The sequence below is a fragment of the Agrobacterium tumefaciens genome (assembly GCF_017726655.1).
Classification (GTDB): domain Bacteria; phylum Pseudomonadota; class Alphaproteobacteria; order Rhizobiales; family Rhizobiaceae; genus Agrobacterium; species Agrobacterium tumefaciens_B.
Genome location: NZ_CP072309.1, coordinates 85,057 through 101,721 on the forward strand (window position 1 = coordinate 85,057; position 16,665 = coordinate 101,721).

Genomic DNA, 16,665 nt, shown 5'->3' on the forward strand with positions numbered 1-16,665 from the left:
CACAACCATATCCGTTGTCTTTAGCCTTGTCATCACGTGGCCACCCCGGTCGAGAAGCCCCGTTCAAAGGATGCGCTGGCAAAACGGGAGATCCCGCCCCCTGCGACGGGACCGGCCCGAGGCATAGGAGCGGGAGACTACTCGATTAGCACCTGCCGCCCGAGGGCGATGACTGACCAGTCCTCAAAAGTCCTGCCATTCCTCGTGGTTGGCAGCAAGGGCAGCAGAGCCACGTGTGGCAAGGGGACGCGAGACGGCGCGGCGCGGAGCCAGCGGCGACGCCTGATGGTGGACGCTCCGTGAAGACGAGACCGATCGAGACGCATCCTCGAACTTGAATTGCCCCAGGAGTTCGAACAGGGCCGCGGCCTCGCGCGCCAGGCTGTGGCTTGCTGCCGTCTGCTCCTCCACCATGGCCGCGTTTTGCTGCGTACCCTGATCGACGGTGTTGACCGCCTGATTGATTTCCGCAAGGGCCGTGGACTGTTCACGCGCAGCGTCGACAATCGCCACGACGTTGCCATTGATATCCCGAACCTGCTCGGCAATCTCCTGAAGAGCCGAGCCAGCCTTTGTGACGAGGCTCACGCCGTTCTCCACCTGCGCGCCGGAGGCATTGATCAGGCTCTTGATTTCTTTTGCGGCCGTCGCGGAGCGTTGGGCGAGTTCGCGAACTTCCTGCGCCACGACCGCGAAGCCTTTGCCCGCCTCGCCTGCCCGCGCCGCTTCCACACCGGCATTCAGCGCCAGAAGATTGGTCTGGAAGGCGATTTCATCGATCACGCCGATGATACTGGAAATTTCACGGGACGATTTTTCGATCTGGTCCATTGCGCTGATGGCGTCGCGCACGACCTGGCCCGAATGTTCGGCATGGTCGCGGGCACGGGCGACGATCTTTCCTGCCGCGTCGGCACGGCGGCTCGAATCATTCACTGCAGTGGTGATCTCTTCCAGTGCGGCCGCCGTTTCTTCGATCGAGGCCGCCTGCTGTTCGGTGCGTCTCGCAAGGTCATCGGCAGCGGACCTGATTTCGTTCGAGCCGGACGAAATGGCGCCGGCATTTTCAGAAACCAGCGTCATCGCCCTTTTCAGCTTTTCAGACGCGGCGTTAAAGTCCGTGCGCAAGCGATCCAAAGAGGGAATGAACGGCTTGTCGATGCTCTGGGCAAGATCGCCCTCGGCCAGATCGGTGAGACATTGCGCCAGCTTTTCGACGTTTTCGACGCGGCCGGTCACGTCGGTCGCGAATTTGACGACCTTGAACACTTTGCCGTTGAGATCGAAGATGGGATTGTACGAGGCCTGAATGAAGACCTTGCGGCCGCCTTTTCCAAGACGCATGAACTCATCCGCCACAAAATTGCCGCCGGCCAGCTTGTCCCAGAACTCTTTATATTGCGGCGACTGGATATAGGCGGGTTCGCAGAACATGGAATGGTGCCTGCCCTGCACTTCGGAAAGAGAATAGCCAAGCGCTGCCAGAAAGTTGTCGTTCGCAGTCAGGACTTCACCCTCGGGAGAAAATTCAATGATGGCCTGCGCCCGTGACAGGGCGTCGATCTTGCCCGCATCTTCCGCCGCCTTCAGCTTGCGGTCGGTAATATCGGTGGCGATCTTGACCACCTTCACCGGCTTGCCACGACGAAACACCGGATTGTACGACGCCTCGATCCAGACTTCCCGGCCGCCCTTGCCGATGCGCTTATATTGCCGCTGATCGAACTGGCCGGCCGAAAGTTTGGACCAGAAGGCCTTGTATTCCTGCGAGGACACGACCGCAGGCTCCACGAACATGCTGTGGTGCCTGCCGACGATTTCCGAAAGCTCATAACCGAGCGCCCGACAGAAATTTTCGTTGGCGTTGAGAATTTTTCCCGAAAGGTCGAATTCAATGATGGCCTGGGATTTGGAAAGCGCGGCGAGAACCGCAAAAGCATTGGCACCACGATCAAGAATACTCACGCGCGTTTCTCCGATGGAAAGGGATGATTCCTATTCAAAATCATTCGTGAATATTATGATTACATTCTTAAATAATATTTAAGGATAAAGTTGATGTTCGTCAGCCGGCAGTTGAACATCAAGGGAAAGCCGGCGATTCCGCCACTTGCCTACAAAATTCCCCACACGGCCTGAAGCCACATGGCCGAAGTCATGGCGGCGCAATACTCGTGTCTATACTTGGGTTTCGATTCGGAGGCCCGATGCCTCTTGAAATTGCAGAGTTTGACAATGCTTCTGGGGGAAACATGATCGACAATATAACAGTGCTTTCGGTGTGGGCCTATATCGGCGGATTTTTAGTGCTGACGGCCCGATCGGCCAAACAAACGGGCGAGCCGATCTGGCTTTTCACCAAAGGCCGTGAACGGCAAGCCATTCCCGCTATGCTTTTCCGTGTCGCCTTTCTTCTCGGCGCGCTTCTGCCGCTTGTCACTCTGTGGCTCGAACCGCAACAGGCCAGCTCGCTTCTGGACCGCCACGATGCCGGCACAGCTATCCGTATCCTCGGGGTGGCAATGGTGCTGGCGGGAAGTTTGCTCGCACTCTACGCCCAGCATTACATGGGAAAATCATGGCGCATCGGTGCGGCCGAGGGCCATCTCGGCGCCATCGTGGATGGCGGGCCTTTCAGCTTTTCCAGAAATCCGGTCTTTGTCGGGCAGACTGTCCTGTTTGCCGGTCTGGGGCTGGTGTTCACCTCGGTCCTGCAGCTTTCCGTCGCCATCGCCGTTATCGTCGCGGTGGTGCTGCAGGTCAGTATTGAGGAGCGCGTGCTGACAAAGGAACTCGGTCCGGCCTATGATGCCTATCGCCGCAGGGTAAGGCGCTGGCTTTGACGCAGTAGGGCGCAACGTTTTCGGAACGTTTGCGCCACAGCCGCATTTCACGCCCGATGGGGAACCGGCAATGGCCGGCGAATTTCCGCGCCGGCACGACGACGATTTCAATTTGGGAGGAGCACACAAATGGAAAAGAACACGATCTGCATCTGGTATGACAAGGACGCCGAGGCTGCCGCCAGATTTTATGCCGAGACATTTCCCGACAGCGCGGTTACCGGGGTCAACCATGCGCCCGGCGATTTTCCCTCCGGTAAGAAGGGCGATGTGCTGACCGTGCAGTTCACGGTCGCGGGCGTTTCCTGCATCGGTCTCAACGGTGGACCGGCCTTCAAACATAGCGAGGCTTTTTCTTTCCAGATTTCAACCGAAGACCAGGAAGAGACCGACCGCTACTGGAACGCCATCGTCGGCAATGGCGGCCAGGAAAGTGCCTGCGGCTGGTGCAAGGACAAATGGGGCGTTTCCTGGCAGATCACGCCCCGCGTGCTGATGGAAGCCCTGGCCGCCGGGGGCGCAGAAGCCAAGCGGGCCTTTGACGCCATGATGGAAATGAAAAAGATCGACATCGCCGCCATCGAAGCCGCGCGACGCGGTTGACACGAACCTTTCGCCGGGCAGACCTGTTCCTTGCTGCCCGCCGCGCTCCGGCTGAAAGTGGGATTTATCCCTTCACCCCCGAAGAAATCATGATCGCCTCCGTGACGCGTCTCTGGAAAATGACGTAAGCGATGATCACCGGGAGCGCCGCCAGCATGGCGATGGCCATGAGCCTGGCATAAGCGACACCAAAGGTGTCGTTGACCTGCGTGATGCCAACAGGGATGGTCATCATGTTTTCCGAGGTGACAACAAGGAAAGGCCAGAAGAAGGCGTTCCACACCGTGATGAATGTTACGATCGCCATGGCGGTCGTGATGCCCCAGTTGAGCGGCAGATAGACCTTGAACAGAATGGTGTATTCGCCGCCGCCATCCAGCACCACAGCCTCTCGCATCTCTTTCGGCACGCTGTCGAAGAACTGCTTGTAGACGATGATGACGATGGGCGTGATCAGCTGCGGCAGGATGATGCCCGCCCAGGTATTGATGAGGTTGAGGTTCTTCATCAGGATGAACTGGGTGACCACAAGCGTCTGCGCCGGCACCATGAAACTCGCCAGCACGATGCCGTAAAGCAGCCGTCGGCCAGGAAAGCGGATCTGCGACAGGGCATAAGCGCACAACATCGAAATCAGCAGGACCGACACGGTAACGATCGCCGCCGTGCCAACGGAGTTGATATACCAGTTCATCAATTTGGTATTGAATATGGCGCTGACATAGGCGCTCAGCCGGAATTCATCCGGGATCAGCGACGTATTGCCCGCGACATTCTCATCCGAACGAATGGAGGTCACGAACGTCCAGTAGAGCGGGAAAATCCAGACCAATGCCGCAGAAAAGGTCAGCACGGTCAGGATAATGTTTTCTATTCTTCTGGTGAGGCTCATGAGTTCCTCCGAATGCGCAGCAGCTGAAACTGGAGAATGGAAACGATCATGATCAGCAGGAACAGCACGGTCGCGACAGCGGAGGCATAACCGCCATTGTTGAGCTGGAAGGCTTCACGATAGACTTTGAGCAGAAGCACGAAGCTGGAGTTGAAGGGTCCGCCGCCGCTGAGCAGATAAATCTGATCGAATATCTTTAATTGCAGGATCAATTGCAGAGTGAGCACGAGAGCCGTCACAGGCCAGAGAAGCGGCCAAGTCACCCGCCAGAAGCGCTGCCAGGTTGTCGCACCATCGAGCGAGGCGGCCTCGTAAAGCTCGGTGGGAATATTGCGCAACCCAGCAATGAACAGCAGCACGTTGAAGCCATTCGTCCACCAGATGGTCACGACGGCGACCATCGGCATGACCCAGTACGGGTTCTTGAAGACCGCGACCGGCTTTCCGGCAATCAGCGAAATGACAGGCTGCAGAATGCCGAACTGCAGATCGAGCATCCATGCCCAGATTTCGGTCACGACCGATACGGGCAGCACATAGGGCAGGAAAAACAGGCTCATGGCAATTGTCTGCTTGACGCCCGAAAGGCGGCTGACGGCGAGCGCTATCATCAGGGCGATGACGGTCGTCGGCACGACGGTCAGAAGCACGAAATAGCCGTTATTCTTCAGCGAGGTTACGAAGAGCTTGTCGCTCAGCAGCTTGGTGTAGTTGGCCAGCCCAACCCAGTTTCCGTCACCGATCAGCGGCGCATCTGTGAAACTCATGCGCACCATTTCAATCAGCGGATAAAGGAAAAAGGTGGCGAAGACCACGATGAACGGCGTCACCATCGACAGCGCGATCAGCGATTTCTTGCGCCGGTTTTCAATCATTGCCATGGACTGTCTCCGGAACTTCACGCATTGCAGGCGCCCCCCGGCCAGAGACCGGAGGGCTGGTATCCTGTCACTTCAGCTTGCTTTGCAGCTCTTCCTTGATCTGCGCCACCGCATCCGCACCGCTCATGAAGCCCTGGATGGCGGGAGCAATGACGTTGAGCGCCGCATCATAGGCGGGCGAGGCAACACCGGTGATCGTGGTTTTCGGATCAAATACTGCCGCTTCCGCAAGAGATGCATAGGTCGCATTCGGCTGCATCGCCTTGTAGTCGCTGCCTTCGGTGATGGACTTATAGGCCGGGATATGGCCCGCATCCGCCCAGCTGATGGCATGTTTTTCCATCCAGCCGATCACTTTCATGACGGCGGCGCGCTTCTCACCCGAAACGGTCTTGTCGCCCTGGTTGGGAATGGCAAAGGCGTGTGAATCCGCCCATGTGGCGCGTTTCCCCATGAAGGGCGGAACCTCGACCGCACTCCATTTGAAGCCCAGCTTGTTGTTCTTTTCCAGATCCTTGTAGGTCGGCACTTCCCAGACGCCGTTTAGCTGGAAGGCGGATTTTCCGGCGGAGAAGAGCGCAACCGAGGCGGGATATTCCGCCTGCTCCGGCGCCCATCCGTTTTCACGCCATTTCGACATGGTGTCGATGGCCTTGGCGGCCTTTTCGGCATTGTCGCCAGCAAGCACCTCGCCATTGGTGACGAGCTCGCCGCCCTGCTGCGAGAAGAGGGTGTAGAAGACACGCCAGACCCCGGCTTCGCCGCCGGATTGGTAGGTCACCGGCGTCTCAACGCCATTCTCCTTCGCCCAGGCCAGCGCCTTCTCAAAGTCATCCATCGTCTTGATGCCGGTCAACTTGCCTTCGGCGTCGATATAGGGCGACCCTTTGAGAAGATCGGCATTGTAATAAAGAATAAGCGCGTGAATATCGAAAGGCACGGCATAGAGCTTGCCGTCATGGGTCGCCGCCTCAAGCGGTGCGGTGAAGAAATCATCTTTCTTCAGGCCGGCATCTTCGAGGTCCTTGTCGGTAATCTCGCTCAGCACCTTTTCCTGCAGCGCCAGCGGCGCACGGGAAAGGTGGTAGGTCATGACATCGGGCCCCTCACCGACGGCAGAAGCGGTCCGCACCTTGGTGTAGAAGGGCACGCCCCATTCAAGCGTTGTTCCCTTCACCTGGATATCCGGATGTTCCTTGTTGAAGGCATCGATCAGCGCCTTCATGCGCACGCCGTCGCCGCCGGACAGAAAGTCCCACCAGACGATATCCTGTTTGGCCAGCGCCGGCAGGGCGGTCAAACCCAAAACCGTGCCCACAAGCAATGTCTTGATCAGTCGCATCGTTCACTCCTCCCGTTATGTGGAAACACCCCTTGTAGAGGTGGTCTGCTCAATCGAAAGGCGCCTCCTCGCGCCTATCGCAATCTCCTGCCCTCGCTGTCGAAGACCAGGATGTGCTCAGGCGCCGCGCTCAGCGACACGGACCGGCCATCGAGGCTCTCGCGTGAGCCCTGCCGCTGCACGATGATTTCCTTGCCCGAGGGCGCGCGGGTGTAGAGATAGGAAACATCGCCCAGCTCCTCCGCCACCTCAACATTGACGGGCAAGGCACCCTCCTCCGTTATCGTCAGATGCTCCGGCCGAACGCCGATTTCGACCCGCTGGCCGGCGGATACAGGCTGTGAAAGCCGTGCTTCCAGATGCTTCTGCCCGCCATCGAGCGAAATCGTCACGACGCCGTTTCGCTGTTCGACAATCTGCGCCTGTAGGAAGTTCATCGCCGGCGAGCCGATGAAGCCCGCGACGAACCGGTTATCAGGATCGTCATAAAGGGTGAGCGGTGCACCAGCCTGCTGCACCACGCCGCCCTTCAGCACGAAAATCTTGTCAGCCAGCGTCATGGCCTCCACCTGGTCATGCGTGACATAGATCATCGTGGCGCCGAGCTTGCGGTGAAGGCGTGTCAGTTCCAGCCGCATCTGCACGCGCAATTCCGCATCGAGGTTCGAAAGCGGCTCGTCGAAAAGGAACACTTTCGGCTGCCGCACGATCGCGCGGCCAATCGCGACGCGCTGCCGCTGCCCGCCGGAAAGCTGCGAGGGTTTTTTATGCAGATGGTCTTCGAGTTGCAGGATGCGGGCAGCCTCGCCCACCCTCTCATTCACCTCGGCTTTCGGGCGGCGCGCAAGCCGCAGGCTGAAAGCCATGTTCTCAAACACGGACAGATGCGGATAGAGCGCATAGTTCTGGAACACCATGGCCACACCACGATCGGCCGGTTCGACGGCCGTGACATCACGGTCGTCGATGGCGATGCGCCCGCCGCTGGTCTCCTCAAGACCGGCGATCATGCGCAGCAGCGTGGATTTGCCACAACCGGAAGGCCCGACGAAGACCGCGAAGCTGCCGGTCGGGATTTCCATCGAGACATCCCGGATCGCCGCAAAGGACCCGAAGGACTTGGCTATATTGTTGAGACGGACACCCATGGCCGCCTCACTGAACCTTCAGCCGCAGCACGTGATAGGACAGCGCCGGCACGGAACCCTTCAGCGCTCCGTCTTCGACGCCAACGCCGCTGCCCGGCGTCGGCACGACGCGATCCGGCTGATCCGGCCCGTTGCCGACACGCAAGTCATATCCCGCCATGGCCAGATGCAGGTCGAGTGACGCCGACGAGAACCCGGTGAGGCTGACATCGAGATCGGCTGCCTCGGTCAAGTGCCGGTTCAACACGAACAGCGTCACCATGCCTTCGGCTTCATCATAAACCCCGGCGACATCAAGATATTTGACGTCATCGGCCGCGTTGCAATCATAAGTCGGGCAATCGACAGCAACGTTCAGCGCAACACCGCGACCATAAAGCGAGGCGAACTGATAGGGATAATAGATAGTCTGGCGCCAGGCAGGCCCGTTCTTTTCCGCCCGGATGGGGGCGATGACGTTGACGAGCTGGGCGATACAGGCGATGCGCACCCGGTCCGAACGGCGGATGAACTCGTTGAGCAGACCGGCGACAAACAGCGCATCCTCGAAGTTGTAAGTTTCCTCCAGAAGTGCAGGCGCTTCGGGCCAGTCCCAGCTCTTGATGCGTTTGCCGTCTTCTTCGCGGATGTGATACCAGACGTTCCATTCGTCGAAGCAGATGGACACATCGTTCTTGGCGCGCTTCTTCGCCTTCACATAATCGATGACGCCTGCAATCGTCTGAATATAGCGCCCGGTTTCCTCGATCTTGCCGAAATAGTTCAGCGTGTCGCGGCTGCTGTTGCCGAAATATTTGTGCAGCGAGATGTGATCGACATTCTCGTAGCATTCCTCCAGCACTTCGCGCTCCCATTCGGGATAGGTCGGCATGCCGTCATTGGAGCTGCCGCAGACGATCGCTTCAATGGTCGGATCGAAGCCCTTGAAAGCCTTGGCTGTTTCATTGGCGAGGCGGCCATATTCGACCGCCGTCTTGTGGCCGATCTGCCAGGGGCCGTCCATCTCGTTGCCGAGGCACCACATTTTCACGCCATGCGGCTTTTCGGTGCCGTGGCTGCGGCGCAGGTCGCTGAGAGCAGTACCGCCTGGGAAATTCACATATTCAAGAAAGTTGCGGGCGTCATCCAGACCACGGGAGCCGAGATTGACCGCGAGCATCATCTCGATGCCGGCCATCTGCGCCCAGTCAGCAAATTCATTGATGCCGATCTGGTTGGTTTCCTTGGAGCGCCAGGCGAGGTCGAGGCGGATGGGACGCTGGTCGCGCGGGCCGATGCCGTCTTCCCAGCGATAGGCAGACACGAAGTTGCCGCCGGGGTAGCGGATGGCTGGAATTTTTAAATCCTGAACAAACTTCAGAACGTCCTTGCGGAAGCCATTTGCATCCGCCTGCGGATGGCCGGGCTCATAGATCCCGCCATAGATCGCACGCCCCATATGTTCGATGAAGGCGGAATATAGGCGATCGTCGATACGCCCAATCCGGAAATCCCGGTGGACTGAAACCCGCGCTTTCATAGGCTCTCCTCCCTGCGCATTCATATTTCAAAACATGATATAAACCATATTTATCGATATAGTTGCCGAGGGAATTCGCGCCTGTCAACCGCGAAAATCATACTTATGAGTTTTATGAGATCAGCCGGCCGTTCGCAGCCGCAGGATAATGTCCTGATCATAATTGCCGAAACCACGACCGAAGATGTTCAGCCCGCCGGGATGTTTGGCATCGGCCTTGACCTCGATGCGTAACCGGATGGAACGGTGGCTGGCGAGATCGATATCGGCGAGCGTGACATCCGAAATGCGGGTTCCGTCGACATAGGTTCCCTGTGCGGTGATGCGCCAGGTTTTCAGCATACCGTATTGGGAGCCGGACAGTTTCCACCAGTCCGGCGTGAACGCCCCACGTTTGTCCCCAAAGTCCCCTGGCGAGGTCCAGACGCCGATTTCCTTGCCATTGACGGACAGCGTGATATCGGAGGGCCAATTGCTGTGAGTTCCCGGCACCTCGGAACTCACCTCCATCGAAAACTCGATTTCCTCGACTTCACGGCCCTGAATCTTGGCATTATTAGGGAATTGATACTCCACGAAACCCGATGTCAGCCATAGCAGCGCCGTCTTCATCCGGTCTGGATCCATGAAAGTATCAGGCACATCGAGAAGCCCGATAATACCATCGGGCGAGCAGATGCCACAGGGCGCGGTGACAGAACTCTGGGTATAGAGGCCGAGCGGCATGGCGACCGCGATGTAATTTGAGACTACCGGCACCTCGGGTTTCCGGAAGGAAACGATCAATTCGTCGCAGGTGGCAAAGCAGATTTTTTGGCTTCCCTTACGGGCCTTGCGTGCCTCCGTCCGCAACAGCCCCGCGTCTTCGAGCACAGCCACACCGGCGGAAACGGTGGACTGCGGCAGCTCTAATTTTTGAGCAATTTCGTTGACGTTGAGGCCGCTTTGCTCATGTAGCAACTTCAATATCTGTACGCGGATCAGAGACGCAGCCGCCTTCAGAACATCGAACTCTTTTTCAGCATCAACGAGCAGGAAATTGGGCGCCATAGTCTAATCTTCAGATTTATCGATCCAGATCAGAATTTCTGGCTCAAATAACCCGTACTTGTCCAGTCCTCTTTGTCATAAAGCCGGCGCAAAGGAAAGAAAGCCTCCCCACGTCGCCAGATCTCAAGGGAAAGGCACCGCCATGCGGCTGCGAGACCGCACGGCGGTGCCTTTTCGTCGTCAGCCGCGCTTGCGCAGGGTCCGCGTGCCGGTGTCGACAAGATTTTGCGCTGCTTCATCCACGCTGGCGCGGCCGAAGGCGAGCGAATCGGCGATAGGACGCATCACGCCGCGGTCAAACTCATTGGCGCCGATCGGGGCGGGCTCGGGGTAGGAATCCAACTTGCCCGACAAGCTCTCAATGTAATCCACCGTCTTGCGCTCGGTCTCATTGAGCGTCGGCAACAGGGCCTCACGCACCACCTTGGCGGGCGGCACGCCGCGCTCGACGCCGAGCACCTTGCCCGCTTCCAGATCATTGACGAAGAAGTTGATGAATTTCGCCGCCTCTTCCCCATTTGTCGAGGTGGACGAAATCGACCAGATGAGCCCTGGCCGGTAATAATGACCGGTTGGCTTCCCCGGCCCCTCGCCCGGGAGCATACCGATGGAGAGCGTTTGCTTGTTGAGTTTCTGGTAGCCGACAAGCTGGTTGGAATAGGCAAAACCGATGGCTGAATTGCCAAGCGTCAAGGCGTTGGACTCGATGGTATTGTCGTCACGCGTCTGGATATCGGCGGAAACGCAAAGCTTGTTCTCGCGCAGGTCCTCCCAATAGGCGAACCATTCCTTGGCGTCTTCCTTGTTAAAGCCGATGGTGCCGTCCTGGAACAGAAGCTTGCCGCGCTGACGCAGCCAGACATCGAAGACATAATGATAACGCGCGCCATAGGGCACGGCCCAATAGTTGCGTTTTGCCGGGAAGTTCTTCTTGAAATCGCGCGCCAGTTCCGCAAGCGCCTTCCAGGTGATCTGCTCCTTCGGCACAGATACGCCGCCCTCCTTCAGCGTATCGGCGTCATACATCATGCAGAAGGAATTCAGCCCGAGGCCGACGCCGTAAAGCTTGCCGTCGATGCGGCAGAGATCCACCTCGCTTTTGCCGAAGGTAGAAAGATCAAGCGACTTGCCGACGAACTGATCCAGCTCCATGCAGGCGCCTCGACCCGAATAATCGGCAATGGTGGAAGGCTCGAGCTGGAAGATATCGGCAACGTTGCGTCCCGCCATCGACGTCGCAAGCTTGGTCCAGTAATCGGAACCGGCGATCATTTCGCCGCTCACCTCCGTCTGCGGATTGGCCTTCTGGTAAAGAGCAATGACATCGTTGGTGCGCTTGCTGCGATCGGCAGATCCCCACCATACGCAACGGAGGCGCGTGTCTGCTGCGGACGCGCGCAAGCCGCCAGCGGCAACGCCAAGGCCGGCCAGTGCCGCGGTCACCAAAAATCCACGTCTATCGATCATTTGCATCTGCTCCTCCCGCGTTTTGCAAATTTTTCAAGAACGGCTTAATTTCTTGCAATTTTTCTTTCGTTGCAATATTTGCATGACAAATGATTTTTTTGCAAGCGCAGGAGACGATATGAACGATACGCCCGACATCAGCCGTCCGCGTCAGTCGGATATCGCCCAACGCGCTGGCGTCTCCATCAGCACTGTCTCGCGCGTTCTGGCTGGCGAAAAAGGAATAAGCGCATCGATCCAGACCAAGGTTCTGGGCGTTGCGGCGGAGCTCGGCTATCCCCTGCGACCGGCGATGAACCAGGCAACCGGTGTGCCGCTGGAAGGCAAGACAATTCTTGCGCTCATGTCCGCGGGAAGGGCAACGGGCGATATCGGCGCTTTTTACCACGACATTTTCGATACGTTGCGAAGCCTTGCGCAGACGGACGGATTCGAACTCGATATCAGGCTTTTACACCAGAAGCAGATTGACGACGCGCTGATCCAGCGGGTTTGCGAGGTGGACGGCCTCCTCGCCATCGGCCTCGATCCTGAGGAGGAGATCATCCACCGCATCACGCAGGGCGTCGTGCAACCGGTTCTGGTCAACAGCGCCGATCCCGCCATGGCCCTCGATTGCGTCTCGCCTTCGAATTTTTACGGGGGTGCGCTGGCAGCGCGAAGGCTACTGGAACTGGGGCATCGCAAGGTCGCCTATATAGGCCCACATCATCGCCACACCATCAGGGAGCGTATGCGCGGCTTCCGACAGACGATTCTTGAGGAAGAGGGAGCGACCTATGAGGAGTTCCTGCTTTCGACGGCGGATAGCGGCTTCGGGCAGGCCGGCGATGCGGTTCGTCAGCTGCTGGCCAAGAACCCTGAGTTGACAGGCCTATTCTGCATGAATGACGCCATTGCCCTTGGTGCGCTGGGCGCAGCGCAGGAGCTTGGCCTCGGCGTGCCCGAGGATCTTTCCATCATCGGTTTCGACGACCTTCCTTTTGCCGAACTCTCCACGCCGCGTCTCAGTACGATCCGGGTCGACCGCCGCGAGATCGCCCGCGAAGCGGTTGACCTGTTGCGGCGGCGTCTGACCGAGCCTTCCGCCAACGCCCGTCAGGTGCAGCTCGGCGTTCATCTTGTCGAGGGGCAAACCGCAGGCAAGGCGAAAGTGACGCGGAAGGCAACACGTGATGCATGACACCATGACCAGACCCGCAATGGCCAGATTTAACCCGCTATACGGTAACCCGCTGAAAAGCCGCGCCGATGTGCGCCGGGCGCTAGATGACAGTTTCGCGCCGCTTCTCCGCTATTTTTCGCCAGGCGGCGCAAGGGTGACGCTGAGCGGCACCGCCGCACATTTCGACCGCGCCGCGGCTGATCTGGAAGGCTTTGCCCGGCCGCTATGGGGCATCGCGCCGCTGGCGATGGGCGGCGATCCACTCGACCATTGGCCGCTTCTGGCACGCGGCATCGCTAATGGCACCGACCCTTCCCACCCTGAGTATTGGGGCGACGTACGCGAAAAAGACCAGCGACTTGTGGAGCTCGCGGCCATCGGATTTGCGCTGCGCCTTGCGCCGCAGCACCTTTGGGAGCCGCTGTCCGCTACACAGAAAGACAATGTGCGCCGCTATCTCCTGGCAGCGCGCGAGCGCCAATACGCCGACAATAACTGGAAGTTTTTTCGCATCATGGTCGACATGGCGCTCGACCATCTCGGTATCGAATTCGACCGCAGCCTGACCGAAACCTTTCAGAAGGAACTCGACGATTTCTATATAGCCGACGGCTGGTATCGCGATGGCAATTACCGCCGCGTCGATCACTATATTGCCTTCGCCATGCATTTCTATGGCCTGATTTATGCGAAACTCAGCAAGCCGGGTGATGCTTATGCCGAACGTTACCGCGAACGCGCCCGCCTTTTCGCTGGCGATTTCGCCCGCTGGTTCGATAACGATGGCGGTACACTGGCTTTTGGTCGCTCCATGACCTACCGTTTTGCCTGCGGCGGTTTCTGGGCCGGCCTTGCCTTTGCCGACGAGGAGGCGCTGCCCTGGGGCGAGATCAAGGGGCTTTATCTGAGCCATCTGCGCTGGTGGGCGGACAAGCCGATTGCCGATCGCGACGGCGTGCTTTCCATCGGTTACGCCTATCCGCAGCTTACCATGTCGGAAAGCTATAATTCGGCCGGTTCGCCCTATTGGGCCTTCAAGGCTTTTTTGCCGCTCGCCCTGCCAGAAAGCCACCCCTTCTGGCAGGCGGAAGAAAAGCTGCCCGAACCATCCGCAAGCCCTAAGCCGCTTGTTCATCCCGGCATGGTGGTGATGCGGACGAAGGGCAATGTCACCGCACTTTCCAGCGGCCAGGAAAACCTCGCCATGCGCGGCGGCCCTGAAAAATATGCCAAATTCGCCTATTCCTCCCGTTATGGTTTCGGCGTCGAAGTGGATGAACGTGGTTTCAAGACCAATGGCTTCGACAATATTCTGGCCTTTTCCGACGACGGCCTGCATTACCGCGTGCGCGAAACCAACGAGAAGGTTCTGCTGGCGGGGGAAAACCTGCGCGCGACATGGAAGCCGTTTGCCGATGTCGCCGTTGAAACCACGCTGGTTGTGGCTGGCGACTGGCATATCCGGCTGCACCGGATCACGTCCGAACGCCCCCTTTCCCTGATCGAAGGCGGCTTTGCAATCAACCGCAACGATGGCGACGGCGATGCCTTGCGCGAAGAGACCGGACGGGCGACGGCCGATTGCGGGACCGATATTTCCGCCATTGTCGATCTTGGTTCGAGCATCACCCGGTACGGCGTCGCGCTGAAAGCGCTTCCCAACACGAACCTCATCAACGCCAAGACCACGGTGCCGCAATTGCGGGGTGATATCCCCGCGGGGGACACTCTGCTTGCCTGTGCCGTCTTTGTCGGTGTCAGCGGGGCAGAAAGCAAGGAGGCACTGGCTTCTGTTCCGCGCCTCCCGGACCTCGAAACGCTTGATCGCCTGTTTGCTGATGAGGGAGCTCCGGTCAGCGCCATGGCAGGACTGCCGCAATGACAAGCCCGCTTCCGCGTCTCAGTCTGGCGATGGATACCAAGCGAACACAGCACGTGCTGACTTCGCAGGCATTGACCAAGCTTTCACAGATTGCCGATATACTCGATACTCTTCCGATCAGCGACTTCCACGATCCCGCGGTGCAAGAGCAGCTCGCGCAGACGGATATTCTTCTGACCGGCTGGGGCTGCCCGGAGATCGGGGTAAGGGAGCTCGCTTCGATGCCGCGGCTCAGGCTGATCTCCCATGCTGCCGGCACGGTCAAATATTTCCTGTCGCAAGCGGTGTTTGATCGGGGCATTACGGTGTGCAGCGCGGCCGAGGCGAACGCACAGCCGGTTGCCGAATTTTCGCTGGCGATGATCCTGCTCGCCGGTAAGAGAACCTTCGGCTTCCGGCGTCTTTATCTCGAACATCGTGGCCGCGGGCCCGTCGAGCAATTGCAGGCGCAGGCGATCGGCAATCTCGGTCTGACGGTCGGCATTGTCGGCGCCTCACGCATTGGGCGTCGGGTGATCAGCCTGTTGCAGCCCTTCGATCTCAACCTGATCCTGTTCGATCCACTTCTTGGCGCTGCGGAAGCGGAAAAACTCGGCGTGCGTCTCGTCCCACTCGATCAGTTGATGACCCTGAGCGATGTCATTTCCCTGCATGCTCCCTCGCTGCCGCAGACACGGCATATGATCGGCGCTCCGGAACTCGCCCGCATGAAGGACGGCGCGACACTGATCAACACCGCTCGAGGCGCGCTGGTGGATGAAGCCGCGCTCCTAACCGAACTGAAAACCGGCCGCATCGAAGCCATCATCGACGTCACCGACCCGGAAGTGCCGCCACTGGATTCACCCTTTTACACGCTTCCAAATGTCTTTCTCACTCCCCATATCGCCGGCGCCACCGGCCTTGAGCGGGCAAGGCTCGGAGAGATGGCCATCGCCGAGATCGAGCGCTTCTGCCTCGGCATGCCCTTGCAGCAGCAGGTCCGGCCGGAGCATCTGGAACTGATCGCATGAGGATGTTGCAGCCGGGCCTCTGCTCTGTCACCTTCCGCTCCCTGACGCCACAGGCCGTCATCGACCTTGCCGCCGCCAATGGCATCAAGGCAATCGAATGGGGCGGGGATGTCCATGTGCCGCCGGGCGACCTAGAAAATGCGCGGCAGGTTGCGGCGCGGACAGCAGAAGCCGGTCTCTCGGTCTCGTCCTACGGTTCCTATATCTTCGCGCCGGATTTCACACCCGACGATGTGACCGCTGTGCTCGAAACGGCAGGGGCGCTCGGCACACGCCATATCCGTATTTGGCCCGGAAGCCGCAAGCGCCCTTCTACGGAATACTCTGCCGCCGAACGACGGGATGCAACACAGGCGCTGGCGACAATCGCCGACAGGGCGAACGACTGCGGGATGACGGTCGGCCTCGAGTATCACCCCAACTCGCTGACCGACACCCTGCCCTCCGCGAAGCAACTGGCGCAGGATTTGCCGATGTCCAACCTGTTTTTCTACTGGCAGCCGGCACCCGGTCTGCCGCTGGAAGAGGCACTCGCGGAAATATCCGCACTCGGTCCACGCATATGCCATCTGCATGTGTTCGCCTGGCTCTCCGACGCCAGCCGCCTGCCGCTTGCCGACCGCGCAGAGTACTGGCGGGCGTGCGTGGATGCATTGCCGGAAGGCGACTGGAAAAAACCGGCTTTCGCGATGCTTGAATTCGTCAAAGGCGACGATGCCGGACAGTTCGCGGAAGATGCGGCGGTTCTCACCGACATTCTTTATAGAATATAGAGCCCGACTACCACTTACCGGAGATATGCTTGTCTGCCTCCCTTCACATAGTGAAATTTATGCACTATGTTTTATTGGTGCCGTGGA

The 16,665-nt window shown here is 58.7% G+C and carries 14 protein-coding genes; 6 read left to right on the top strand and 8 right to left on the bottom strand.

What is annotated here, in order from left to right; translation table 11 throughout:
* Positions 1-183 precede the first annotated feature (183 nt).
* Complete coding sequence (locus AT6N2_RS14560) at positions 184-1,965, bottom strand: methyl-accepting chemotaxis protein (RefSeq protein ID WP_209089847.1); 1,782 nt, start codon at positions 1,963-1,965, stop codon at positions 184-186.
* Between the two features lie 287 nt (positions 1,966-2,252).
* Between AT6N2_RS14560 and AT6N2_RS14565 the strand changes: the two genes are divergently transcribed.
* Entirely contained in the window at positions 2,253-2,843 is a 591-nt protein-coding gene (locus AT6N2_RS14565) for a methyltransferase family protein (protein ID WP_209089850.1), read from the top strand.
* 129 nt (positions 2,844-2,972) lie between these two features.
* A complete protein-coding gene (locus AT6N2_RS14570) occupies positions 2,973-3,446 on the top strand; it encodes a VOC family protein (protein ID WP_209089852.1) in 474 nt (157 codons plus the stop codon).
* 64 nt (positions 3,447-3,510) lie between these two features.
* Here the strand turns inward: AT6N2_RS14570 and AT6N2_RS14575 are convergent, their stop codons facing one another.
* The 7 genes from AT6N2_RS14575 to AT6N2_RS14605 form a co-directional block, all read right to left on the bottom strand.
* The gene (locus AT6N2_RS14575) at positions 3,511-4,338 is read right to left on the bottom strand and encodes a carbohydrate ABC transporter permease (protein WP_209089854.1); all 828 of its coding nucleotides are present in this window, start codon (positions 4,336-4,338) and stop codon (positions 3,511-3,513) included.
* A complete protein-coding gene (locus AT6N2_RS14580) occupies positions 4,335-5,219 on the bottom strand; it encodes a carbohydrate ABC transporter permease (protein WP_063949888.1) in 885 nt (294 codons plus the stop codon). The genes AT6N2_RS14575 and AT6N2_RS14580 overlap by 4 nt, the downstream gene beginning before the upstream one ends.
* A gap of 67 nt (positions 5,220-5,286) precedes the next feature.
* Positions 5,287-6,561 carry an extracellular solute-binding protein gene (locus tag AT6N2_RS14585; RefSeq protein WP_209089856.1) on the bottom strand — a complete coding sequence of 425 codons (1,275 nt, stop codon included), beginning with the start codon at positions 6,559-6,561 and terminating at the stop codon, positions 5,287-5,289.
* A 74-nt stretch (positions 6,562-6,635) separates the two neighbouring features.
* Positions 6,636-7,709 (bottom strand): ABC transporter ATP-binding protein, encoded by a 1,074-nt coding sequence (locus AT6N2_RS14590; RefSeq protein ID WP_209089858.1) that lies wholly within the window; start codon positions 7,707-7,709, stop codon positions 6,636-6,638.
* Positions 7,710-7,716: 7 nt separating this feature from the next.
* Positions 7,717-9,228: an alpha-N-arabinofuranosidase gene (locus AT6N2_RS14595; RefSeq protein WP_209089861.1), complete on the bottom strand. Its 1,512-nt coding sequence runs from the start codon at positions 9,226-9,228 to the stop codon at positions 7,717-7,719.
* A 120-nt stretch (positions 9,229-9,348) separates the two neighbouring features.
* Positions 9,349-10,278 (bottom strand): ArsR/SmtB family transcription factor, encoded by a 930-nt coding sequence (locus AT6N2_RS14600; RefSeq protein ID WP_209089863.1) that lies wholly within the window; start codon positions 10,276-10,278, stop codon positions 9,349-9,351.
* Between the two features lie 180 nt (positions 10,279-10,458).
* Positions 10,459-11,751 (bottom strand): ABC transporter substrate-binding protein, encoded by a 1,293-nt coding sequence (locus tag AT6N2_RS14605; protein ID WP_209089865.1) that lies wholly within the window; start codon positions 11,749-11,751, stop codon positions 10,459-10,461.
* A 112-nt stretch (positions 11,752-11,863) separates the two neighbouring features.
* On the opposite strand from AT6N2_RS14605, the gene AT6N2_RS14610 reads away from it, so the two are divergent.
* The 4 genes from AT6N2_RS14610 to AT6N2_RS14625 are packed head-to-tail and all read left to right on the top strand — an operon-like array spanning position 11,864 to position 16,578.
* Positions 11,864-12,928 carry a LacI family DNA-binding transcriptional regulator gene (locus AT6N2_RS14610; protein WP_209089868.1) on the top strand — a complete coding sequence of 355 codons (1,065 nt, stop codon included), beginning with the start codon at positions 11,864-11,866 and terminating at the stop codon, positions 12,926-12,928.
* Entirely contained in the window at positions 12,921-14,792 is a 1,872-nt protein-coding gene (locus AT6N2_RS14615; RefSeq protein WP_209091865.1) for a DUF2264 domain-containing protein, read from the top strand. The genes AT6N2_RS14610 and AT6N2_RS14615 overlap by 8 nt, the downstream gene beginning before the upstream one ends.
* Positions 14,789-15,805: a hydroxyacid dehydrogenase gene (locus AT6N2_RS14620; RefSeq protein ID WP_209089870.1), complete on the top strand. Its 1,017-nt coding sequence runs from the start codon at positions 14,789-14,791 to the stop codon at positions 15,803-15,805. The genes AT6N2_RS14615 and AT6N2_RS14620 overlap by 4 nt, the downstream gene beginning before the upstream one ends.
* Positions 15,802-16,578 carry a sugar phosphate isomerase/epimerase family protein gene (locus AT6N2_RS14625; protein WP_209089872.1) on the top strand — a complete coding sequence of 259 codons (777 nt, stop codon included), beginning with the start codon at positions 15,802-15,804 and terminating at the stop codon, positions 16,576-16,578. Before AT6N2_RS14620 ends, AT6N2_RS14625 begins: the two co-directional genes overlap by 4 nt.
* The last annotated feature ends 87 nt before the right edge of the window (positions 16,579-16,665 follow it).

Excerpts from the sequence above, each read along its gene's own strand:
- AT6N2_RS14585 (WP_209089856.1), bottom strand. The coding sequence starts at position 6,561 with ATGCGACTGATCAAGACATTGCTTGTGGGCACGGTTTTGGGTTTGACC.
- AT6N2_RS14565 (WP_209089850.1), top strand. The coding sequence starts at position 2,253 with ATGATCGACAATATAACAGTGCTTTCGGTGTGGGCCTATATCGGCGGA.
- AT6N2_RS14615 (WP_209091865.1), top strand. The coding sequence starts at position 12,921 with ATGCATGACACCATGACCAGACCCGCAATGGCCAGATTTAACCCGCTA.
- AT6N2_RS14570 (WP_209089852.1), top strand. The coding sequence starts at position 2,973 with ATGGAAAAGAACACGATCTGCATCTGGTATGACAAGGACGCCGAGGCT.
- AT6N2_RS14600 (WP_209089863.1), bottom strand. The coding sequence starts at position 10,278 with ATGGCGCCCAATTTCCTGCTCGTTGATGCTGAAAAAGAGTTCGATGTT.
- AT6N2_RS14620 (WP_209089870.1), top strand. The coding sequence starts at position 14,789 with ATGACAAGCCCGCTTCCGCGTCTCAGTCTGGCGATGGATACCAAGCGA.
- AT6N2_RS14610 (WP_209089868.1), top strand. The coding sequence starts at position 11,864 with ATGAACGATACGCCCGACATCAGCCGTCCGCGTCAGTCGGATATCGCC.
- AT6N2_RS14625 (WP_209089872.1), top strand. The coding sequence starts at position 15,802 with ATGAGGATGTTGCAGCCGGGCCTCTGCTCTGTCACCTTCCGCTCCCTG.
- AT6N2_RS14590 (WP_209089858.1), bottom strand. The coding sequence starts at position 7,709 with ATGGGTGTCCGTCTCAACAATATAGCCAAGTCCTTCGGGTCCTTTGCG.
- AT6N2_RS14580 (WP_063949888.1), bottom strand. The coding sequence starts at position 5,219 with ATGGCAATGATTGAAAACCGGCGCAAGAAATCGCTGATCGCGCTGTCG.
- AT6N2_RS14575 (WP_209089854.1), bottom strand. The coding sequence starts at position 4,338 with ATGAGCCTCACCAGAAGAATAGAAAACATTATCCTGACCGTGCTGACC.
- AT6N2_RS14595 (WP_209089861.1), bottom strand. The coding sequence starts at position 9,228 with ATGAAAGCGCGGGTTTCAGTCCACCGGGATTTCCGGATTGGGCGTATC.
- AT6N2_RS14605 (WP_209089865.1), bottom strand. The coding sequence starts at position 11,751 with ATGCAAATGATCGATAGACGTGGATTTTTGGTGACCGCGGCACTGGCC.